The following is a 15790-nucleotide window of genomic DNA, read 5'->3' on the forward strand; positions in this document are numbered from 1 at the left end:
CCTCGGTGCGGGGCCGGCATCGGGCGGGCGGGGCGGGCGGCCGGCGGGTCATGAGGCCGGGGAGTAGTAGCGCAGCGGCGGCCCGGCGCTGCCCGGCTCGACCTGGAGCGCCGTCGCCGGGTCGGTGGCGTAGACGAGGTCGACGTGGTACCAGGGGGCGAACCAGGCGTTCTCGACCAGCCAGGCGTTGGCCTCCCGGAACGCCTCCTCCTGGGTGGGACCGGTCGCGGTGCGGGCGGTGTGCATGAGCCGCTCGAACTCGGGATCGGTGCTGTCGAAGACGTTGAGCGCGTTGTCGTAGGCGACGTTGAGGCCGTCCCAGGCCGACATCGGGGCCTGCTGACCGAGGATCAGCAGCGGGAACTCGCCGCTGGACTGGGCGTCGACGGCCATCTGGTCGGGCACCGACCGCCAGTCGACGCCGATGCCGATCGAGGCCAGCGCCTGCTCGACGAACGGCTGGTAGATGCGGTAGCGCGAGTAGTCCATCATCGGCACGCGGAACCCCTCGGACCAGCCGGCGTCGGCCATCAGCTCGCGGGCCCGCTGCACGTCGAACCCGTAGGCGTCGTCGAGCCCGGGGTCGTAGGCGGGGCTCGTCGCCCCGACGATCTGGGTGCTGACCTCGCCTTGGCCGAGGTCGAGCGAGTCGAGCATGGCCTGGCGGTCGAAGACCAGGTTGATCGCCTGGCGGACGCGGACGTCGGCGAGCGCCGGGGCGACCTCGCCGTCGCGGTCGACGATGGCCAGCCCGACCCAGTCGACCCGGTTGGGGTGGATCTCCAGGCCACTGTCGGCGGCGTAGTCCATCACCTGGAGGTTGAGCCGGCCGCCGTCGATCTGTCCCGAGGTCAGCGCGTTGAGCCGGGCGTTGACGTCGGCCAGGACGCGCATCTCGATCTGCTCGTAGGGCCACGCCTCGGGGTTCCAGTAGTCGGGGTTGCGGGTGAAGATGTAGCGCTCCCCGCGCACCGTGCGGGCGGTGTCGAGGAGGTAGGGGCCGGATCCGACCGGGGAGAGCGCGGTGGCGGGGTCGCCGAGCGCGTCCGGGGAGGCCATCGCGCCCAGCGAGCCGCCCAGGCTGGCCAGCAGCGTGGGGTCGGGCTCGGCCAGCCGGATGACGGCCCGGTCCGGCTCCGGCGCAGCCACCTCGGTGACGGAGGCGGCCAGGTAGTTGTCGGCGCCCGTTCCGGCCTGGAAGTGCTCGATGTTGGCGGCCACCGCGGCCGAGTCGAAGGGGGTGCCGTCGGTGAAGTGCACGTCATCGCGCAGCGTGAGGGTCAGGGCGGTGCGGTCGGCGTCCCAGGCCCAGTCGGTGGCGAGGTTGGGGCCGACGGTGCCGTCCGGGCGGCGCTCCAGCAGGGTGTCGTAGACCGGGGCCCACAGCTGCGGGTATTCGCCGTTGGAGCGCAGCTCGGCCGGGTCGTATGAGGGGATGTCGACGACCGTGGCCAGTGTCAGCCGGGCCGGGTCGTGGGAACCGGCGTCGGCCTGGACGCCGCATCCGGCGAGCAGCAGGGTCGCGGCGAGCAGGACCGCCGCCCCCGTGCGTCGTGTCGATCGGATCACCGGACTCCTTCCCGGACGGCTCCTGGCCTGTTCAAACGCGCTTCAGGGGGCCGTCATGTTCAGATCATCTAAGGCTTTTTCCACGTATCTTTCAAACACGCTTTGATGATGTGTGGCATCACTTCATCCGATGCAAGCAGGTACGCGGCGCCGCCGGGCGGCCGGAACGGTCGCTCGGGCCCGGGGCTCAGGCCGGATCGCCGTCCCGGGCGCGGTCCACGGCCGTCCAGGCCAGCGCGACCGCCCCGTCGAGCAGGGCGCGTTCGGCCTGCGGGCCGATGCAGTGCGCGGCGAACTCCCGCTGGTGGTTGGTGGCCGGCAGCGACCCGATCCCGATGTAGGGGTGGATGGCCGGCACGACCTGCGACACGTTGCCCATGTCGGTCGACGCCCGGTTCATCCGGCCCGCCAGCCCGTCCGGGGCGAACTCGCGGCCCAGGCGCAGGGCGTTGGCACGGTAGGCGGCCAGCGCGCGCTCGTCGGCGCGGAACTCGGCGTAGGGCTTGCTCTCCGCCTCCACCTCCAGCGCGGCGCCGGTCGCCAGGGCGCCCGCCTCGAAGCAGCGCAGCACCTTCGGCTCGATCTCGGCCAGCTCGGCCAGGGTCTCGGCACGCACGTACCACCGCCCCGAGGAGGCCTCGGGGATCGCGTTGGGCGCCGAGCCGGCGGAGGTGACGATCCCGTGCACCCGCGAGCCGGGCGGGAGGTGCTGGCGCAGCAGGCCGATGGCGACCTGGGCGACGGTGAAGGCGTCGGCGGCGTTCACCCCGTCCTCGGGGTAGGCCGCCGCGTGCGCGGACCGGCCGCTGTAGGAGATCCGGGAGTGGCTGACCGCGAACGGCCGCGCCTCTGCGACGTCGACCGGTGCCGGGTGCACCATCATCGCCAGGTCGACGCCGCGGAACGCGCCGCGCTCCAGCAGCTCGATCTTGCCGCCGCCGCCCTCCTCGGCCGGGGTCCCGTACACCTCGACCGTCAGGCCGAGCTCGTCGGCCACCTCGGCCAGGCCGAGCGCGGCGCCCACTGAGGACGCGGCGATCAGGTTGTGCCCGCAGGCGTGCCCGAGCCCGGGCAGCGCGTCGTATTCGGCGCACAGCGCGATCCGCAGCGGCCCCGAGCCGTAGGTGGCCAGGAACGCCGTCTCCAGCCCCAGGTAGGCCGCTGTCACGGCGAACCCGCGGCGGTCGAGCAGGTGCGGGACCGCCGCGGCGGCGTGGTGCTCCTCCCAGGCGGTCTCGGGCCGGGCGTGCAGCTCCCCCGACAGCGCGACCAGGTCGCCGGCCGCCCGGTCCACGGCGGCGCGGACCGCGGCCTTCTCGCGGGTGACCGTGCTCGGCATGGGCTCTCCTCCTACCTATCGCCTATTGGTCGCCGGGGACGCCGTAGGACGGCGCGGCCGCGGGCCGGAGCGCGCGGCGGACGTAGTCGTCGCGCTGGGGCAGCCAGATCTCCAGTGCTTCGGTCAGGCGGTCGATCGGGTCCTCGGCCCAGTCGAACCTCAGGTCGGTCACCGGCCACTCCACGTCGGCGACGACGGCGAGCCCGGCCGAGTACACCGGCCCCTGCTCCCCGCCCGCGTCGAGCGCCGCCCGGAGCGCGGCGAGCAGCCGCTCTTCGAGCTCGCCCGCCGCGGACTCGAAGGCGTCGACCATGATCCCCGGGAGGTCGCCGCTGCTGAGCAGGTTGCCGGCGGCCACCGAGTGCGGGCCGACGGCGGCACCGTGGGTGCCGAGGGTGCGCGCACCGCTGAACCAGGCGGTGGGCCCGGCAGGCCCGACCGCGGTCAGCTGGCGGTAGTCCAGGTCGGCCGTGCCCTCGCCGGCCTCCTGCACGGCCAGGCGGGCATCGCCGTGGGCGGCCAGGCGGTCGAGGATGCGCCCGCCCAGGCGGGGGTCGGTCACGTTCTGCGAGGAGGCGGCGCCGACGCCCGGCCTCAGGTGAAGGCAGCGCGCGGCCACCGCGGGGCTGGAGGAGCTGACGGCGATCCCGAAGCGTCCGTCGTGGCGGGCTGCGATGGAGAAGGTCACTTGTCGTCCTCCGGGATCACGGCGATGGCGTCGATCTCGCACAGCCACTCCGGGCGTGCCAGCGCGGAGACGACGACTCCGGTGGAGATCGGGTGGACGCCCTTGGTCCAGCGGCCGATGGTCCGGTAGACGATCTCGCGGTAGCGCGGGTCGACCAGGTAGACGGTCAGTTTGACCAGGTGCTCCATCCGGCTGCCCGCCTCGCGCAGCAGCAGGTCGATGTTGGCCATCGCCTGCTCGGCCTGGGCCCCCACGTCGCCAATCCCGACGGACTCGCTGGTGTCGAGGTCCTGTCCGATCTGGCCGCGGACGTAGACGGTGTTGCCGGCGACGACGGCCTGGCACAGGTCGTTGTCGAGGTTCTGCTCGGGGTAGGTGTCGCGGGTGTTGAACGGGCGGATGCGTCTGTGGGTGGGCATCAGGCTGCTCCGGTGGTGGTGGCGGCGGTCGGGTCGGGATCCGGGGCGGGCCGGCCGGGCCGGCCGGGCGGGGAGGCGGCCGCGCCGGGGGCGGGCGCATCGGGCTCGCCGGCGGCGTAGGCCAGGTAGGTGCGCTGGATCGAGATGTGCTCGGCGACGTAGGCGGCGTCGTGCCAGACCCCCCAGATGAAGCTCGACCCGCGCCGCGACAGCCACGGCAGCCCGAGGAAGTAGACCCCCGGCTCGGCGGACACGCCGCGGGTGTGCTGCGGCCGGCCGTCGCCGTCGAAGGCGTCGACCTGCAACCAGCCGAAGTCGGACCGGAAGCCGGTCGCCCAGATGATCGAGGTGATCCCGGCTTCGGCGAGGTCGAGCTCCAGGATCGGGGCGGTCACGCAGCCGGGGTCGGGCCCGAACGTGCGGGCCTGCGGTTCCTCGGGCAGGTCGAGCCCGTTGCGCGCGATGTAGGCGTCGGCCTCGTCGAGCATGGCCATGTAGGTGGCGTCGCCGTCGGCGATGTTGCGGCGCAGGTCGTCGGCGAAGTGCAGCCGGCCGTCGGCGAAGGTGCGGGTCACGCCGTGGAGGGTGATGCCGTCGGCGGCCAGCGCCCGGAAGTCGACGGTCCGGCCGCCCCGGGCCCCGCTGACCGCGATCGTGACATGCTCGGCCCCGCGCGGCGGGGCGGCCGCGTCCCACTTGTTGAGCACGCCGAGCCACCAGCAGAAGTCGCGGCCCCGGTAGCGCCGCGGGGGCCGGTCGTGCGGGCCGACCGACAGGTGGACCTTGCGGCCCGAGCGCTGCAACTCGTCGGCGATCTGCACGCCCGACGACCCGGCCCCGACTACGAGGACGGCGCCTTCGGGCAGCTGCCGCGGGTTGCGGTAGGAGCTGGAGTGCAGCTGGGCGAGGCCGGCGGTCTCGGGGACGACGGGGGGAATGACCGGGGTCTGGAACGGGCCGGTCGCCGCGACGACGTAGCGGGCGTCCACCGTCCCCTCGGAGGTCTCCACGCGAAAACCGGGGCGTCCGATGTTCTTGCGCACGCTCCGGACGTCCACACCGCAGCGGACCGGCGCGTCGATCTTCGCCGCGTACGCGGCGAAGTAGTCCGCGACCTGCTCCTTCGAGGCGAAACCGTCGGGATCGACGTCGTCGAACCGCATCCCGGGGAAGCGGTCGTGCCAGGCAGGGCCGTTCGCGACGAGGGAGTCCCAGCGCCGGGTGCGCCAGCTCTGGGCGATGCGGTCGCGCTCCAGCACCAGGTGCGGGATCCCGCGTGCGCCCAGGTGCTCACTCATGGCCACCCCGGCCTGCCCCGCGCCGACGACGAGGACCTCGGTCTCGTCATGCGACATGTCATCCTCCGTTCCACTGGTCACGACGTTCCCGCCCCGGCGAAGCGCGCCGGCCGGCGCAACCGCTGCCCATCCGAGTCTGGGCGAAGCCGTTGCAACAGACCAGAGCATGTTTTCGAACCCTTGCATCGGATTCTTCGATGCACGACGCCGCCCGAGCGCGGGTCGCCGGCCCCAGGGGCGCGGGGCGCGGACCAGCGGCGCTGGATGGAGATCAGACGAGCAAGACGCTGACCTGTATATATATCGTTGTGTATCGATCTTGCCACTATCGGTCAAGACCGGATCGTTTCGCACGTCGACCTACTGGGGATCGTCCTAGCATCCGGGAATCTCTCCCGACATGGCCAGAGGTGAAGGCATGGGAAAGCACGACGATCCGTCCCGTTGGGACGGCCAAAAAGATAAGCCTCCGCCGCCCCCGACCCCAAATGACGGCGGAAGCGGCGGCGGGAAACACGAGAGGGACGAAGACGACAAGTGACCGACCCTCACGAGCTTCAGGCCCGCCTGGCCGGGGAAATGCCTCCGACTTGGCGGGCCGCTTTCATGGACGTCCCCCGGCACAAGTTCATTCCTGACACAGTGTGGGTTCGCGAGAACGGGAAACCCAAACCGTTGCGCCGGTCAGAGGACCCGGACGAATGGCTAAGGGTTTGCTATTCGGACGAACCAATTGCCGTTCAATTGGACGACGGCACCGGAAGTGGACGCGGATACGTCTCTTCATCCGCGTCGATGCCGACCACAGTTGCCCTCATGCTGGACGCCGCGGACATCGACGAAGGCAATCGAGTTCTCGAAATCGGTACCGGAACAGGGTTCAACGCGGCATTGATCGCAACGCGTGTTGGTACGGAGAACACGACCACAATCGAAATCGACCCTGAACTAGCGGAGAAGGCGCGTACCGCATTGGCGGATTCGGGATGGGCGCTTGATGTGATCACCGGAGACGGCACAAAGGGATACCCGCCCAATGGCCCCTATCACCGGATACTATCGACGGCATCCGTTCATGAAGTCCCATATCCTTGGGTTGAGCAGACGATGCCAGGCGGAAAGGTGACCACCCCATGGGGAACCGCGTTCCATAGCGGGGCCCTTCTCCGCCTCCGGGTTGCCGACGACGGGACCGCATCCGGACACTTCGACGGCGATACAGGGTTCATGTGGGTGCGCGGCCAGAGAACCGCTCACGGGGCCGTGGAAGACCGTGTGCTGCCCCAACACGACTATGCAGAAACGGTCACCGACCTTCATCCCTATGAGCCGCTGGGCGACTTCTCAGCGTCGTTCGCTATCGGCCTCCGCGTTCCGGGAATGATGTCGAACCTTATTTACGATGACGATGACCAGGCGTCTCAGAATTACACCGTCTATCTGATGGATCCAGAATCGAATTCGTGGGCATCATGGAGAATCCGCGCTGATTCACGCGAACACATCGTGAAGCAGCACGGACCCCGGGCTCTCTTTGATGAACTGGCGTCCGCCTATGACTGGTGGAAGTCATCTGGGAAGCCGGACCATACGCGATTCGGCCTCAAGGTGACCCCCGATGGGCAATCCCTTTGGCTGGACGATCCCGCTTGCACCGTGTTGCAGGCCGACTAGTGGTCGGCACTTCGTGCGCCACGTGGGCATCTACTCAGTCCGTCAAACGGCCGCGGATCAGGGATGCGGGACATGGGCGTTCTCTCCGGGCCGCACATTCACCGGCCCGAGCCGCTCCACGACCGCGCGGGCGGTGTCGGTGACCGCACGGGCCCGGGCCGTGCGGCGGACCGAGTCCATCCACGCCACCACCACCGACAGCGACGGCACGTCGTCGGCGATGGGGCGCGACTCCACGCGTCCACCGCCGTAGGTGCCGTCGACCATCGGCCGCTGGTTCAGCAGCGAGAAGCCCAGCCCCTGGGCGACCATCCCGCGCACGGCCTCGACGCTGTGCGACCGGTAGGCGATGCGGGGCTGCGCGCCGGCCGCGGCCAGCAGCGCGCGGAAGTACTCGCGGCTGTGCGGGAGGTCGAGGAGCACCATCGGCTCCTCGGCCAGGTCGCCCAGCCGGACCTGCGGCAACTCCGCGAGCCGGTGCCCGGGCGGCAGGACCACGTACGGCGGCGCCTCGGCGATGACCTCGCGCGCCACCCCCTGCCCGAGCCCCAGGTCGTAGGTCACGGCCACCTCGACGGTGCCGCTGCGCAGCGCCGCGCTCACCGCGGCCGCTTCGAGTTCGAGCACCTCGGCTTCGAGCCCGGGATGGTCCGCGCTCAGCTTCGCGAGCAGCTCGGGCATCACGAACGGGACGAGGGTGACCATGCACGCCAGCCGGATGTGCCCGCGCACGTCGTCGCCGCGGCCGCGCGCCGCGTCGAGGACCTCGCCGAGGTGGGCGAGCAGCCCGCGCACGTCGCGCAGGAACTCCTCCCCCGCCGCGGTCAGGACGAGGCCCCGCGCGTGCTGGCGGATGAACAGCGGGGTGCCCACCTGCCGTTCCAGCTGGGCGACCGCCGCCGAGACCGCCGACTGGGCGACCCGCAGCTCGTCGGCCGCCTTGGTCATGCTCAGCACGGACGCGGCCTCGACGAAGTAGCGCAGCTGCGTGAGCGTCACGTCCGGTTGCCGGGTCACGGCGGCACCACCGATCATCGTTGAAATCGCTGCCGAGTTCCGGCGGCAACGCTACATCAGATCCATCGTCGGGCCGCCGACGTTCGCCGAGGGCTGCGCCCGCGCGCTTCCCGGCCGGCGCCTCCGGCGCAGCCGCGGGGCCGGGATCTACGAGGTCAGCCGCTCCCGCGCGGCGGGACCGGAGGCGGCCGGTTCGACGCCGTGTTCGGGCTGGTTGATCTCGGCCCACACCGCATCGAGGGAGAGGCCGAGGACATCGGCGATCGCCGCGATGGTCGGAAAGGCGGGGGTGGCGACGCGGCCCGACTCGATCTTGCGGAGGGTCTCCGGCGAGACGCGGGCATCGAGCGCGGTGTCGAGCATCGAGCGTTCCCCCCTGGCCCGGCGGAGGAGGGCGCCGAGGCGCTGTCCGCGTTCGACCTCTGCGGGGGTGAGCGGCAACCTGACCATGACTCCGATTCTAGTACCGGGATAATATGGCCGGTATAGTTATCGGAAGAACCACTTGAGGAACCCGAGGAAGGCGCCGCGTGATCGAGATCCTTGACCCCACCAGACTGGCCCGAGCAAAGGAATCGGGCGCCCTGGTCGCCGACATCCTCGCGACCCTGAAGGGCCGGACCGAGGTCGGCACGAACCTCCTGGACATCGACCGGTGGGCCAAGGCCATGATCGTCGATGCGGGGGCGCAGTCCTGCTACGTCGACTACGAGCCCTCCTTCGGACGCGGCCCGTTCGGCCACTACATCTGCACGGCCGTCAACGACGCCGTCCTCCACGGACGGCCCTACGACTACGCGCTCGCAGACGGCGACCTGCTGACACTCGACCTCGCCGTCTCCACCGGCGGGGTCGCCGCCGACGCCGCCATCAGCTTCATCGTGGGCGACACGCAGCCCGAGGAGAGCGTCGCGATGATCGGCGCGACCGAGCGCGCGCTGGCCGCGGGGATCGCCGCCGCCGGGCCCGGGGCGCGCATCGGCGACATCTCCCACGCCATCGGCACGGTCCTCAGCCAGGCCGGCTACCCGATCAACACCGAGTTCGGCGGCCACGGCATCGGATCGACGATGCACCAGGACCCGCACGTTGCGAACACCGGACGCCCCGGCCGCGGATACAAACTGCGCCCCGGGCTGCTGCTGGCACTGGAGCCGTGGGTGATGGCGGACACCGCCCGGCTCGTCACCGACGCCGACGGCTGGACGCTCCGCAGCGCAACGGGCTGCCGGACGGCGCACAGCGAGCACACCATCGCCATCACCGACGACGGCGCCGACATCCTCACATTGCCGAGGCACGCACAGCCGTAGGCGTGCGGCCGCAACCCTCCCGCCGGATCTCCACGGTGCCGTGCACCGCCCTCTCAGGTCGGCCGGATGACGGCGCCTGCACCGGGTTCAGAGCGTTTCGCCGGCGTCGGCGAGCAGTGTGCTGCCGGTCATGATGAGCGCCAGGTCGCTGGCGGCGAAGAGCACGACCCTGGCGATGTCGTCGGGCGTGCCCAGCCGTCCGATCCGGCTGTGGCTCATCACGTCGACGGCCGGGACCTCCTCCCCGACGGCCTCGGCGGACGCGGCCGCCGCGCGCGCGGCGGCGATGTTGCCCTCGGTCGGCACATAGCTGGGCGCCACACCCAGCACCCGGATGCCCAGTGGTGCGAGGTCGACGGCGAGCGATTTCGTCAGCCCGCGCGCGGCGTGCTTGGAGGCGACGTAGGCGGCCATCCCCGCGAACGCGACCTTGAAGCCCGCGGTGGAGATCGTGTTCACGATGACGCCGCCCCTGCCGTCGGCGGCCATGCGCCGGGCGGCTGCACGGGAGCCGAGGAACACGCCGCGGGAGTTGACGGCGAACACCTGGTCCCACATCTCGTCCGGCATCTCCAGTGCGGGGGCGTTGGGGAACAGGCCGGCGTTGTTGACCCAGATGTCGATTCCGCCGAGCTCGGACACGGCCAGATCCGCGGCCGCCGACACCGCGGCCGTGTCGCTGACATCGGCGCGCGTTGCGACGCCCTTGACCCCGTAGCGGCCGGAGAGCTCATCGGCGGCGGCGCGGGCGTTGTCCTCGTCGATGTCGATGATGAGCAGGTCCGCACCGGCTTCGGCGAGGCGGGCGGCGATCGCCTTGCCGAGCCCCTGCCCGCCGCCGGTGACCACGGCGCGGCGGCCGCGGAGAGAGATCAGCTCCGAGATCGGGGCGGAGGAAACATCGGGGAAGGGTGCGGGCATGAGGACTCCGTGGCCTGGAGGAACGACTTATGGCATGCTATGTCATAAATCAGCGGGCGGCAACGGTACAGTTGCCGCATGGCAGGACCGACATCGCGCCGCGGGCGTCCACCACTGGCCGACCCCGGCCTCATGCGCGAACGCGCGATCGGGATCCTGCTCCGCGACGGCTACCCCAACGTCACGATGACGCGCCTGGCCACCGACCTCGGCGTGAGCCTGCGCACCCTGCACCGCTACTTCCCCACCAAGTCGGACATCGTGTGGGGCGGCACCGAAGGATCCCTGGACGCCCTGCGCCGCCACCTCGGCGCGGCCGACCCGCACGCGACAATCCTCGAAGCCATCACCGAGGCCGTGATCGGCGTGTTCTCCGAGGACTCCGACGAACCCTCGCTCAGCCAGGTACGGATCCGGGCGATCGCCACGACGGCCGAGGCCGGCTCCAGCCGCCCGGATACCTACGCCGGATGGCTCGACGAGACGGCGGCCTTCATCGCCCGGCGCACGGGGCGCTCGGCCCACGAGATCGGCGTGCGCAGTGCGGCCGCCGCCATCCAGGCCGCGATCTCCGAAGCGCTCGCCATCTGGGCCGAAGACGACGGCGGCGAGAGCCCCGCCGAAGCCGTCGCGAAGGCGCTTTCCGGCTTCGGCCTGCTCACGGCGCCGGCCGACACCGGCCCCATCCGAACGGGCGGCTAAGAGCGGGTAAGCACGAGGCTCACCGCGCCGAACGATCTCAAGGCGCTCGCACCTCGGCAGCTGTCCCCTGCACCAGTCGGCGCACGAGCGTGAGCACTCCCTCCAGCTGACAATCGGTCAATCGGTCAGTCGAGAGCGTGAGCGCGGCAGGTCCGCAGAATCTCGTCGGACAGTTCAGGCTGGACGTGGCTCACTGCGCGGGCGAGGGCCATTGCCCCTACGAGTCGGCTGAACAGCAGCACCGCACGGTCCCGCGCCTCCTGTGAGGTGATCTCCCCTTCGTGCTCGCGGGCGAACTCCTGGGCGAAGCCGGTGAGGTATCCCTCCACGCCGCTCGCGTAGGCGCGCTGGACCGTGTCGCTGTGCCGTACGGCGTCGGTGACCAGGGAGGCGGAGGGACAGCCGCCGTCGGGGGCGTCGCGGTGGGCGGCCGAAAGGTAGTCGTCCACCACTCGCTTCAGCGGTGGGCCGGTGAGATCGGCGCCCTCCTCAAGGGCCTGGTCCAAAGTGCCCAGAGAGGCTTCGAACGAGGCACCGCATGCCTCGGCGGCCAGATCGCCTTTGGATGCGAAGTGGTTGTAGAAGCCGCCGTGGGTCAGGCCTGCTTCCTGCATCAGTTCGGCGATCCCTACGGCATCGACGCCCTGCGAGCGGAACATGCGTCCGGCCGCCTCGACGATGTTCTGCCGGTTCCTGGCCTTGTCTTCCCTGGTGATCCGCGGCATGGCCGCCCTCCTGCGTCGGCAGTGTTTGACGTTTTCAATGTTACCCCTCATCATTCTTTTAATGATGAACATCATCAAAAACGACTGGAGGCGCCCGTGCGCACCGTGGAGTACACCCGCCAAGGGGCAGCCGCACAGGTACTGACGCTGAGGGAAGAGGCCCGCCGGCCGGCTCCCGGCAGCGGAGAGGTTCTGGTCCGCGTGCTGGTCCGGCCCATCCATCCGGGGGACCTGATCGGTGTGGAGGGTCTGCCGGGCCGGCCCGAACAGCAGTCGGGGGCCCGGACTCCCGGAGTGGAGGGGATGGGCGTCGTCGAGAGCGTCGGAGCGGACGTCCGCACACTGCGCCCAGGTCAACGGGTGGCGGTTTTCCCGGCGCCAGGAACATGGAGCGACTTCGTCGTGGTCCCCGCCGATCTGGCAGTGCCGGTGCCGGCCGGAGTCAGCGACGAGACCGCAGCCCTAATGCTGGTCAACCCGCTGACGCTGTGCATGCTGTACCGCGCAATAGAGAAGGCCCTGCGCGGGCAGACGGGTCCGGTTCTTCAGACCGCCGCCGGCTCGTCCATCGGCAGGTTGGTCAGCGCAGCCGCGGTCCGGCACGACCTGCAGTTGATCAACCTCGTGCGCAGCACCTCCGGTGCCGAGAAGGTGCGGACGTCGTACCCCTCCCAGCCCGTGATCGCGACATGCGACGACGACTGGCAGGGACAAGTCCGCCGCCATGCCGGCGAGCGGGGCGTCCAGGTGGTCCTCGACTGTGTCGGCGGTTCCATGACCCAGGACCTCGCCGGACTGCTCGCCGACGGCGGCACTCTGATCTCCTACGGACATCTGAGTTCCGGCACGACACCGCTTGAGGCGCTGCCTCTCATAGCGCGGGAGCTGACGGTGCGGGGAGTGTCGATACTGCACTGGATGAGCCGCACCCCCAGGGAGCGGGCTGAGGATGTCGCCTTCGCCCAGGACCTGGCGCAGAACGCGCCGGACCTGCTTGACGTCGCGGCCAGCTACGACCTCGCCGACTTCAAGACGGCCATCGAGCACGCCCGCCGCCCGGCCAAGAGCGGAACCGTCCTGCTCACCACACCGCAGACGACGGCCGACTCCGGAAACGAGGCCGCCTGATGAAGATCGGAATGCTCGGAGCCGGAGAAGTCGCCCAGGCCATCGCCCGGCATGCGATCCGTCACGACCACGAGGTCGTGCTCAGCAACAGCCGAGGACCCGCCTCCCTGGCCCCGCTGGTCAAGGACCTCGGCGCGCTCGCGACGGCCGCGCCCCCCGCCGAGGCTGCTGTCGCGGACCTCGTCGTGCTCGCGGTCGGCTGGCCGCAAGTCCCCGACGTCGCCGCCCAACTCCCTCCCCTGGACGGGACCGTCGTCATCGACGCCACCAACCAGTTCGCCTCCCCTCCCCCGAACGTGAAGATCGCCGACCTGGGCGATCTCACCGGGAGCGAATACGTGGCCTCCCTGCTTCCCGGCGCGCGCGTGGTGAAGGCCTTCAACGCCCTCTACGGGCAGTTCATCGCACCCGATCCCCGCCACGAGGCCGGGCGGCAGGTGCTGTTCCTCGCCGGCGACGACACGGACGCCAAGAGCACCGTAACGGGCCTGGCCTCCCAGTTCGGCTTCGCGCCCGTCGACCTCGGAACGCTGCGCGAGGGAGGACGCCTCATCCAGCTCGGCGGCCCTCTGTCCGCCCTCCACGCCCTCAAGCAGGACTGATCCCGCCCAGCCGCTCGTACTCCCCGCGTCCGCGAGAAGCGCCCTACTTCACGAAAGAGATCCTCATGTCCGACCCGACTTCGGCATCCGGCGCCCAGCCCCTCCTACAGCCCGTTCGACTGGGCGCGCTCGAACTGCCCAACCGCGTCGTCATGGCTCCCATGACGCGCTCCCGGGCCACCAACGCGGAACTGGCCCCCACCGACCTGCACGCCACTTATTACACGCAGCGCGCCGGCGCCGGCCTGATCATCAGCGAAGGAACCTGGGTCAGCACGGACGCGATCGGCTTCATCAACGTCCCCGGCATCTACACCGACACCCAGACCGCCGGCTGGGCCAAGGTCACCGGAGCCGTGCACTCCGCGGGAGGCAGGATCATCTCGCAGATCGGCCACGTCGGCGCCGTCTCCCATCCCGACCACCTCGGTGGCCGCCTCCCCGCCGGCCCCTCGGCGATCAACCCCCAGGAGATGTCCTTCACTCCCGACGGCCCGAAGGACACGGTCACGCCCCGCGCCTTGACCGCGGCGGATATCGCCACCACGATCGACACCTACCGGCAGGCCGCCGCCAACGCTCTGCGCGCCGGATTCGACGGCCTGGAGATCCACGCGCAGGCATCCCACCTCGTGGCCCAGTTCCTCAACCCCCGCCTGAACCAGCGCACCGACGCCTACGGCGGCAGCAGTGAGAAGCGGGCCCGGTTCCTGTTCGACGTCGTGGACGCCGTCAGCGGCGTGTGGGGCAGCGACCGCATCGGCGTCAAACTGTCCCCCTACTGGCGTCGCGAGCCGGCCTTCACCGCGGACGCCGACATGCTGACCGACTACGACCAGCTCCTCAAGCGCCTCAGCGACACCGACCTGGCCTATCTCCACCTCGTGGGACCGGAACCCGGCACGGGCACCGACGACACCTTCACCGCGTTCACCCGCTACCGCGCCCACTATCACGGCGCCATCATCGCCAATCTCGGCTTCACACAAGCGAGCGGCAACGAGATCCTCGAACGGCAACTGGCCGACGCGGTCTCCTTCGGCGCCCCCTTCATCGCCAATCCGGACCTCGTCGATCGATTCACCCACGGCCACCCTCTCACCGCCGACAACCGCGACACGTACTACGCCGGTGGCGCGGAGGGATACACGGACTACCCCACAGTGACCGGCTCCTGATACTCCGGTCTTGTGGCCGTTCCCGGCCGGGAACGGTGCTGATCGTGGGCGAGACCGGCTACGTGATGGCCGTCGCCTGCTCAACGCGGGTGCGGATCAACCACGGCCGCACCACCATCCGCGCGGACACCGTCGCCCGACGGCCCGGTCACCCCTCGCGGCGTTCCGTGATCTCCGCCGCGTTGGCGCGGATCCACAGCAGCAGCGGGTCCAGCGCCACCGCCGCGCCGCGGCCCAGCTCGGTGACCGAATACGTCACCGATGGCGGCTGCCCCGTGCCGACCCGGCGGTGCACCAGGCCGTCCTGCTGGAGCGACCGGAGCGTGGCCGCGAGGCTCTTGTCGCTGATCCCCGCGACCACCGAGCGCAGCTCGTGATAGCGGCGCGGTTGGGCCAGCAGTGCGGTGAGGACCAAAATCGTCCACCGGCCGGCGAGATGCCCCAGCACCTCGCGCGCCGGGCAGTCCTTGTGGAACACGTCACCCATCGCACCTCTCCCAGGCTCGTGGACTGCGCGCTCACCGGCGCGTGAGCAGCTCACCGCGTGGTGAGCGCCTTCCGCCGCCGCTGAGCTGGTGACCGGGGTCCTCGCCGCCCACGGGCGGATCGACACGGTCGTCGTCAATGCCAATACCGCTCCGCCGCCCTTCGCCGCGCTGGCCGACCTGGCGTGGGCGGCCTTCGCGGCCAAGGTCACCGGCGAGCTCGCCGGCGCCTTCCACATCACCAAGCGCGTCCTCGAACCGATGCGGGCGCAGGGTGCGGGGCGGATCATCTACATCGGCAGCACCGCCGCCGACTACGTCGGCGGAGGCCGGCTCGCGCACGGCACGGCGAAATCCGCGCTGGCCACCTTCGCCCGCCACGTCGCCGCGGAGAGCGCGCGCGACGGCGTCAGCGTGCTCGTCGTCGCCCCCGGGGCGGTCCGGACGCCGGCCACCGCCGAAGTCCTGGCAACCGAGCGCGGCGCCGTCCTCGCCCGGGAATCCGTGCTGGGCCGGGTACTCGAACCCGACGACGTCGCCGCCGCGGTGGCACTGGCCGCCGACCCCGCCCTCCACCCGGCCACCGGCACCACCCTGCGCGTCGACGGCGGCTGGTCGGTCCTCGTCGGCGGCCCGGCGAGCTGACCACCCACGCCGGGCCCGGACGGCCCGGATCCGTCGACGCGGCGTGGTCGCCGGCATTCCGCAGTCGTGCGATCTCCCCTGGATTTG

17 protein-coding genes are annotated in these 15790 nt (G+C 70.8%); 7 read left to right on the forward strand and 10 right to left on the reverse strand.

Annotation, left to right across the window (positions count from 1 at the left end):
* Positions 1-48: 48 nt before the first annotated feature.
* The 5 genes from ACFOVU_RS09705 to ACFOVU_RS09725 all read right to left on the reverse strand — a co-directional run bounded on the left by ACFOVU_RS09705 (position 49) and on the right by ACFOVU_RS09725 (position 5370).
* On the reverse strand, positions 49-1569 hold the full coding sequence (locus tag ACFOVU_RS09705) for an ABC transporter substrate-binding protein (RefSeq protein ID WP_378532016.1): 1521 nt from the start codon (positions 1567-1569) through the stop codon (positions 49-51).
* A 187-nt stretch (positions 1570-1756) separates the two neighbouring features.
* The gene (locus tag ACFOVU_RS09710) at positions 1757-2908 is read right to left on the reverse strand and encodes a M20 family metallopeptidase (protein ID WP_378532018.1); all 1152 of its coding nucleotides are present in this window, start codon (positions 2906-2908) and stop codon (positions 1757-1759) included.
* 22 nt (positions 2909-2930) lie between these two features.
* Positions 2931-3596, reverse strand: a complete 666-nt coding sequence (locus ACFOVU_RS09715; RefSeq protein ID WP_378532020.1) for a DUF1028 domain-containing protein — start codon at positions 3594-3596, stop codon at positions 2931-2933.
* Positions 3593-4015, reverse strand: a complete 423-nt coding sequence (locus tag ACFOVU_RS09720; RefSeq protein ID WP_378532022.1) for a RidA family protein — start codon at positions 4013-4015, stop codon at positions 3593-3595. The genes ACFOVU_RS09715 and ACFOVU_RS09720 overlap by 4 nt, the downstream gene beginning before the upstream one ends.
* The gene (locus ACFOVU_RS09725; protein WP_378532024.1) at positions 4015-5370 is read right to left on the reverse strand and encodes a flavin-containing monooxygenase; all 1356 of its coding nucleotides are present in this window, start codon (positions 5368-5370) and stop codon (positions 4015-4017) included. The genes ACFOVU_RS09720 and ACFOVU_RS09725 overlap by 1 nt, the downstream gene beginning before the upstream one ends.
* Positions 5371-5919: 549 nt before the next feature.
* Here ACFOVU_RS09725 and ACFOVU_RS09730 point away from each other — a divergent pair.
* On the forward strand, positions 5920-6987 hold the full coding sequence (locus ACFOVU_RS09730) for a methyltransferase domain-containing protein (protein ID WP_378532812.1): 1068 nt from the start codon (positions 5920-5922) through the stop codon (positions 6985-6987).
* A gap of 57 nt (positions 6988-7044) precedes the next feature.
* Here ACFOVU_RS09730 and ACFOVU_RS09735 read toward each other — a convergent pair whose 3' ends face one another.
* Entirely contained in the window at positions 7045-8004 is a 960-nt protein-coding gene (locus tag ACFOVU_RS09735; protein WP_378532026.1) for a LysR family transcriptional regulator, read from the reverse strand.
* Between the two features lie 147 nt (positions 8005-8151).
* The gene (locus ACFOVU_RS09740; protein ID WP_378532028.1) at positions 8152-8454 is read right to left on the reverse strand and encodes a helix-turn-helix domain-containing protein; all 303 of its coding nucleotides are present in this window, start codon (positions 8452-8454) and stop codon (positions 8152-8154) included.
* Positions 8455-8534: 80 nt separating this feature from the next.
* On the opposite strand from ACFOVU_RS09740, the gene map reads away from it, so the two are divergent.
* Positions 8535-9317 carry a type I methionyl aminopeptidase gene (gene map, locus ACFOVU_RS09745; RefSeq protein WP_378532030.1) on the forward strand — a complete coding sequence of 261 codons (783 nt, stop codon included), beginning with the start codon at positions 8535-8537 and terminating at the stop codon, positions 9315-9317.
* Between the two features lie 87 nt (positions 9318-9404).
* Here map and ACFOVU_RS09750 read toward each other — a convergent pair whose 3' ends face one another.
* Entirely contained in the window at positions 9405-10238 is an 834-nt protein-coding gene (locus tag ACFOVU_RS09750; protein WP_378532032.1) for an SDR family NAD(P)-dependent oxidoreductase, read from the reverse strand.
* A gap of 78 nt (positions 10239-10316) precedes the next feature.
* Between ACFOVU_RS09750 and ACFOVU_RS09755 the strand changes: the two genes are divergently transcribed.
* On the forward strand, positions 10317-10940 hold the full coding sequence (locus ACFOVU_RS09755) for an acyl-CoA-like ligand-binding transcription factor (RefSeq protein ID WP_378532034.1): 624 nt from the start codon (positions 10317-10319) through the stop codon (positions 10938-10940).
* A gap of 125 nt (positions 10941-11065) precedes the next feature.
* On the opposite strand, the gene ACFOVU_RS09760 is transcribed toward ACFOVU_RS09755, so the two are convergent.
* Complete coding sequence (locus ACFOVU_RS09760) at positions 11066-11665, reverse strand: TetR/AcrR family transcriptional regulator (protein ID WP_378532036.1); 600 nt, start codon at positions 11663-11665, stop codon at positions 11066-11068.
* Positions 11666-11761: 96 nt separating this feature from the next.
* Here ACFOVU_RS09760 and ACFOVU_RS09765 point away from each other — a divergent pair, with 96 nt between their 5' ends.
* The 3 genes from ACFOVU_RS09765 to ACFOVU_RS09775 all read left to right on the forward strand — a co-directional run bounded on the left by ACFOVU_RS09765 (position 11762) and on the right by ACFOVU_RS09775 (position 14573).
* Positions 11762-12793: a zinc-binding dehydrogenase gene (locus ACFOVU_RS09765; RefSeq protein ID WP_378532038.1), complete on the forward strand. Its 1032-nt coding sequence runs from the start codon at positions 11762-11764 to the stop codon at positions 12791-12793.
* Positions 12793-13395: an NADPH-dependent F420 reductase gene (locus ACFOVU_RS09770; protein ID WP_378532040.1), complete on the forward strand. Its 603-nt coding sequence runs from the start codon at positions 12793-12795 to the stop codon at positions 13393-13395. The genes ACFOVU_RS09765 and ACFOVU_RS09770 overlap by 1 nt, the downstream gene beginning before the upstream one ends.
* A 65-nt stretch (positions 13396-13460) precedes the next feature.
* The gene (locus ACFOVU_RS09775; RefSeq protein WP_378532042.1) at positions 13461-14573 is read left to right on the forward strand and encodes an alkene reductase; all 1113 of its coding nucleotides are present in this window, start codon (positions 13461-13463) and stop codon (positions 14571-14573) included.
* Positions 14574-14721: 148 nt separating this feature from the next.
* On the opposite strand, the gene ACFOVU_RS09780 is transcribed toward ACFOVU_RS09775, so the two are convergent.
* A complete protein-coding gene (locus ACFOVU_RS09780) occupies positions 14722-15060 on the reverse strand; it encodes a winged helix-turn-helix transcriptional regulator (protein ID WP_378532043.1) in 339 nt (112 codons plus the stop codon).
* 85 nt (positions 15061-15145) lie between these two features.
* Between ACFOVU_RS09780 and ACFOVU_RS09785 the strand changes: the two genes are divergently transcribed.
* Positions 15146-15703: an SDR family oxidoreductase gene (locus ACFOVU_RS09785; protein ID WP_378532813.1), complete on the forward strand. Its 558-nt coding sequence runs from the start codon at positions 15146-15148 to the stop codon at positions 15701-15703.
* The last annotated feature ends 87 nt before the right edge of the window (positions 15704-15790 follow it).

Origin of the sequence: Nocardiopsis sediminis, from assembly GCF_042650565.1 — a bacterium.
GTDB classification, from domain to species: domain Bacteria; phylum Actinomycetota; class Actinomycetes; order Streptosporangiales; family Streptosporangiaceae; genus Nocardiopsis_B; species Nocardiopsis_B sediminis.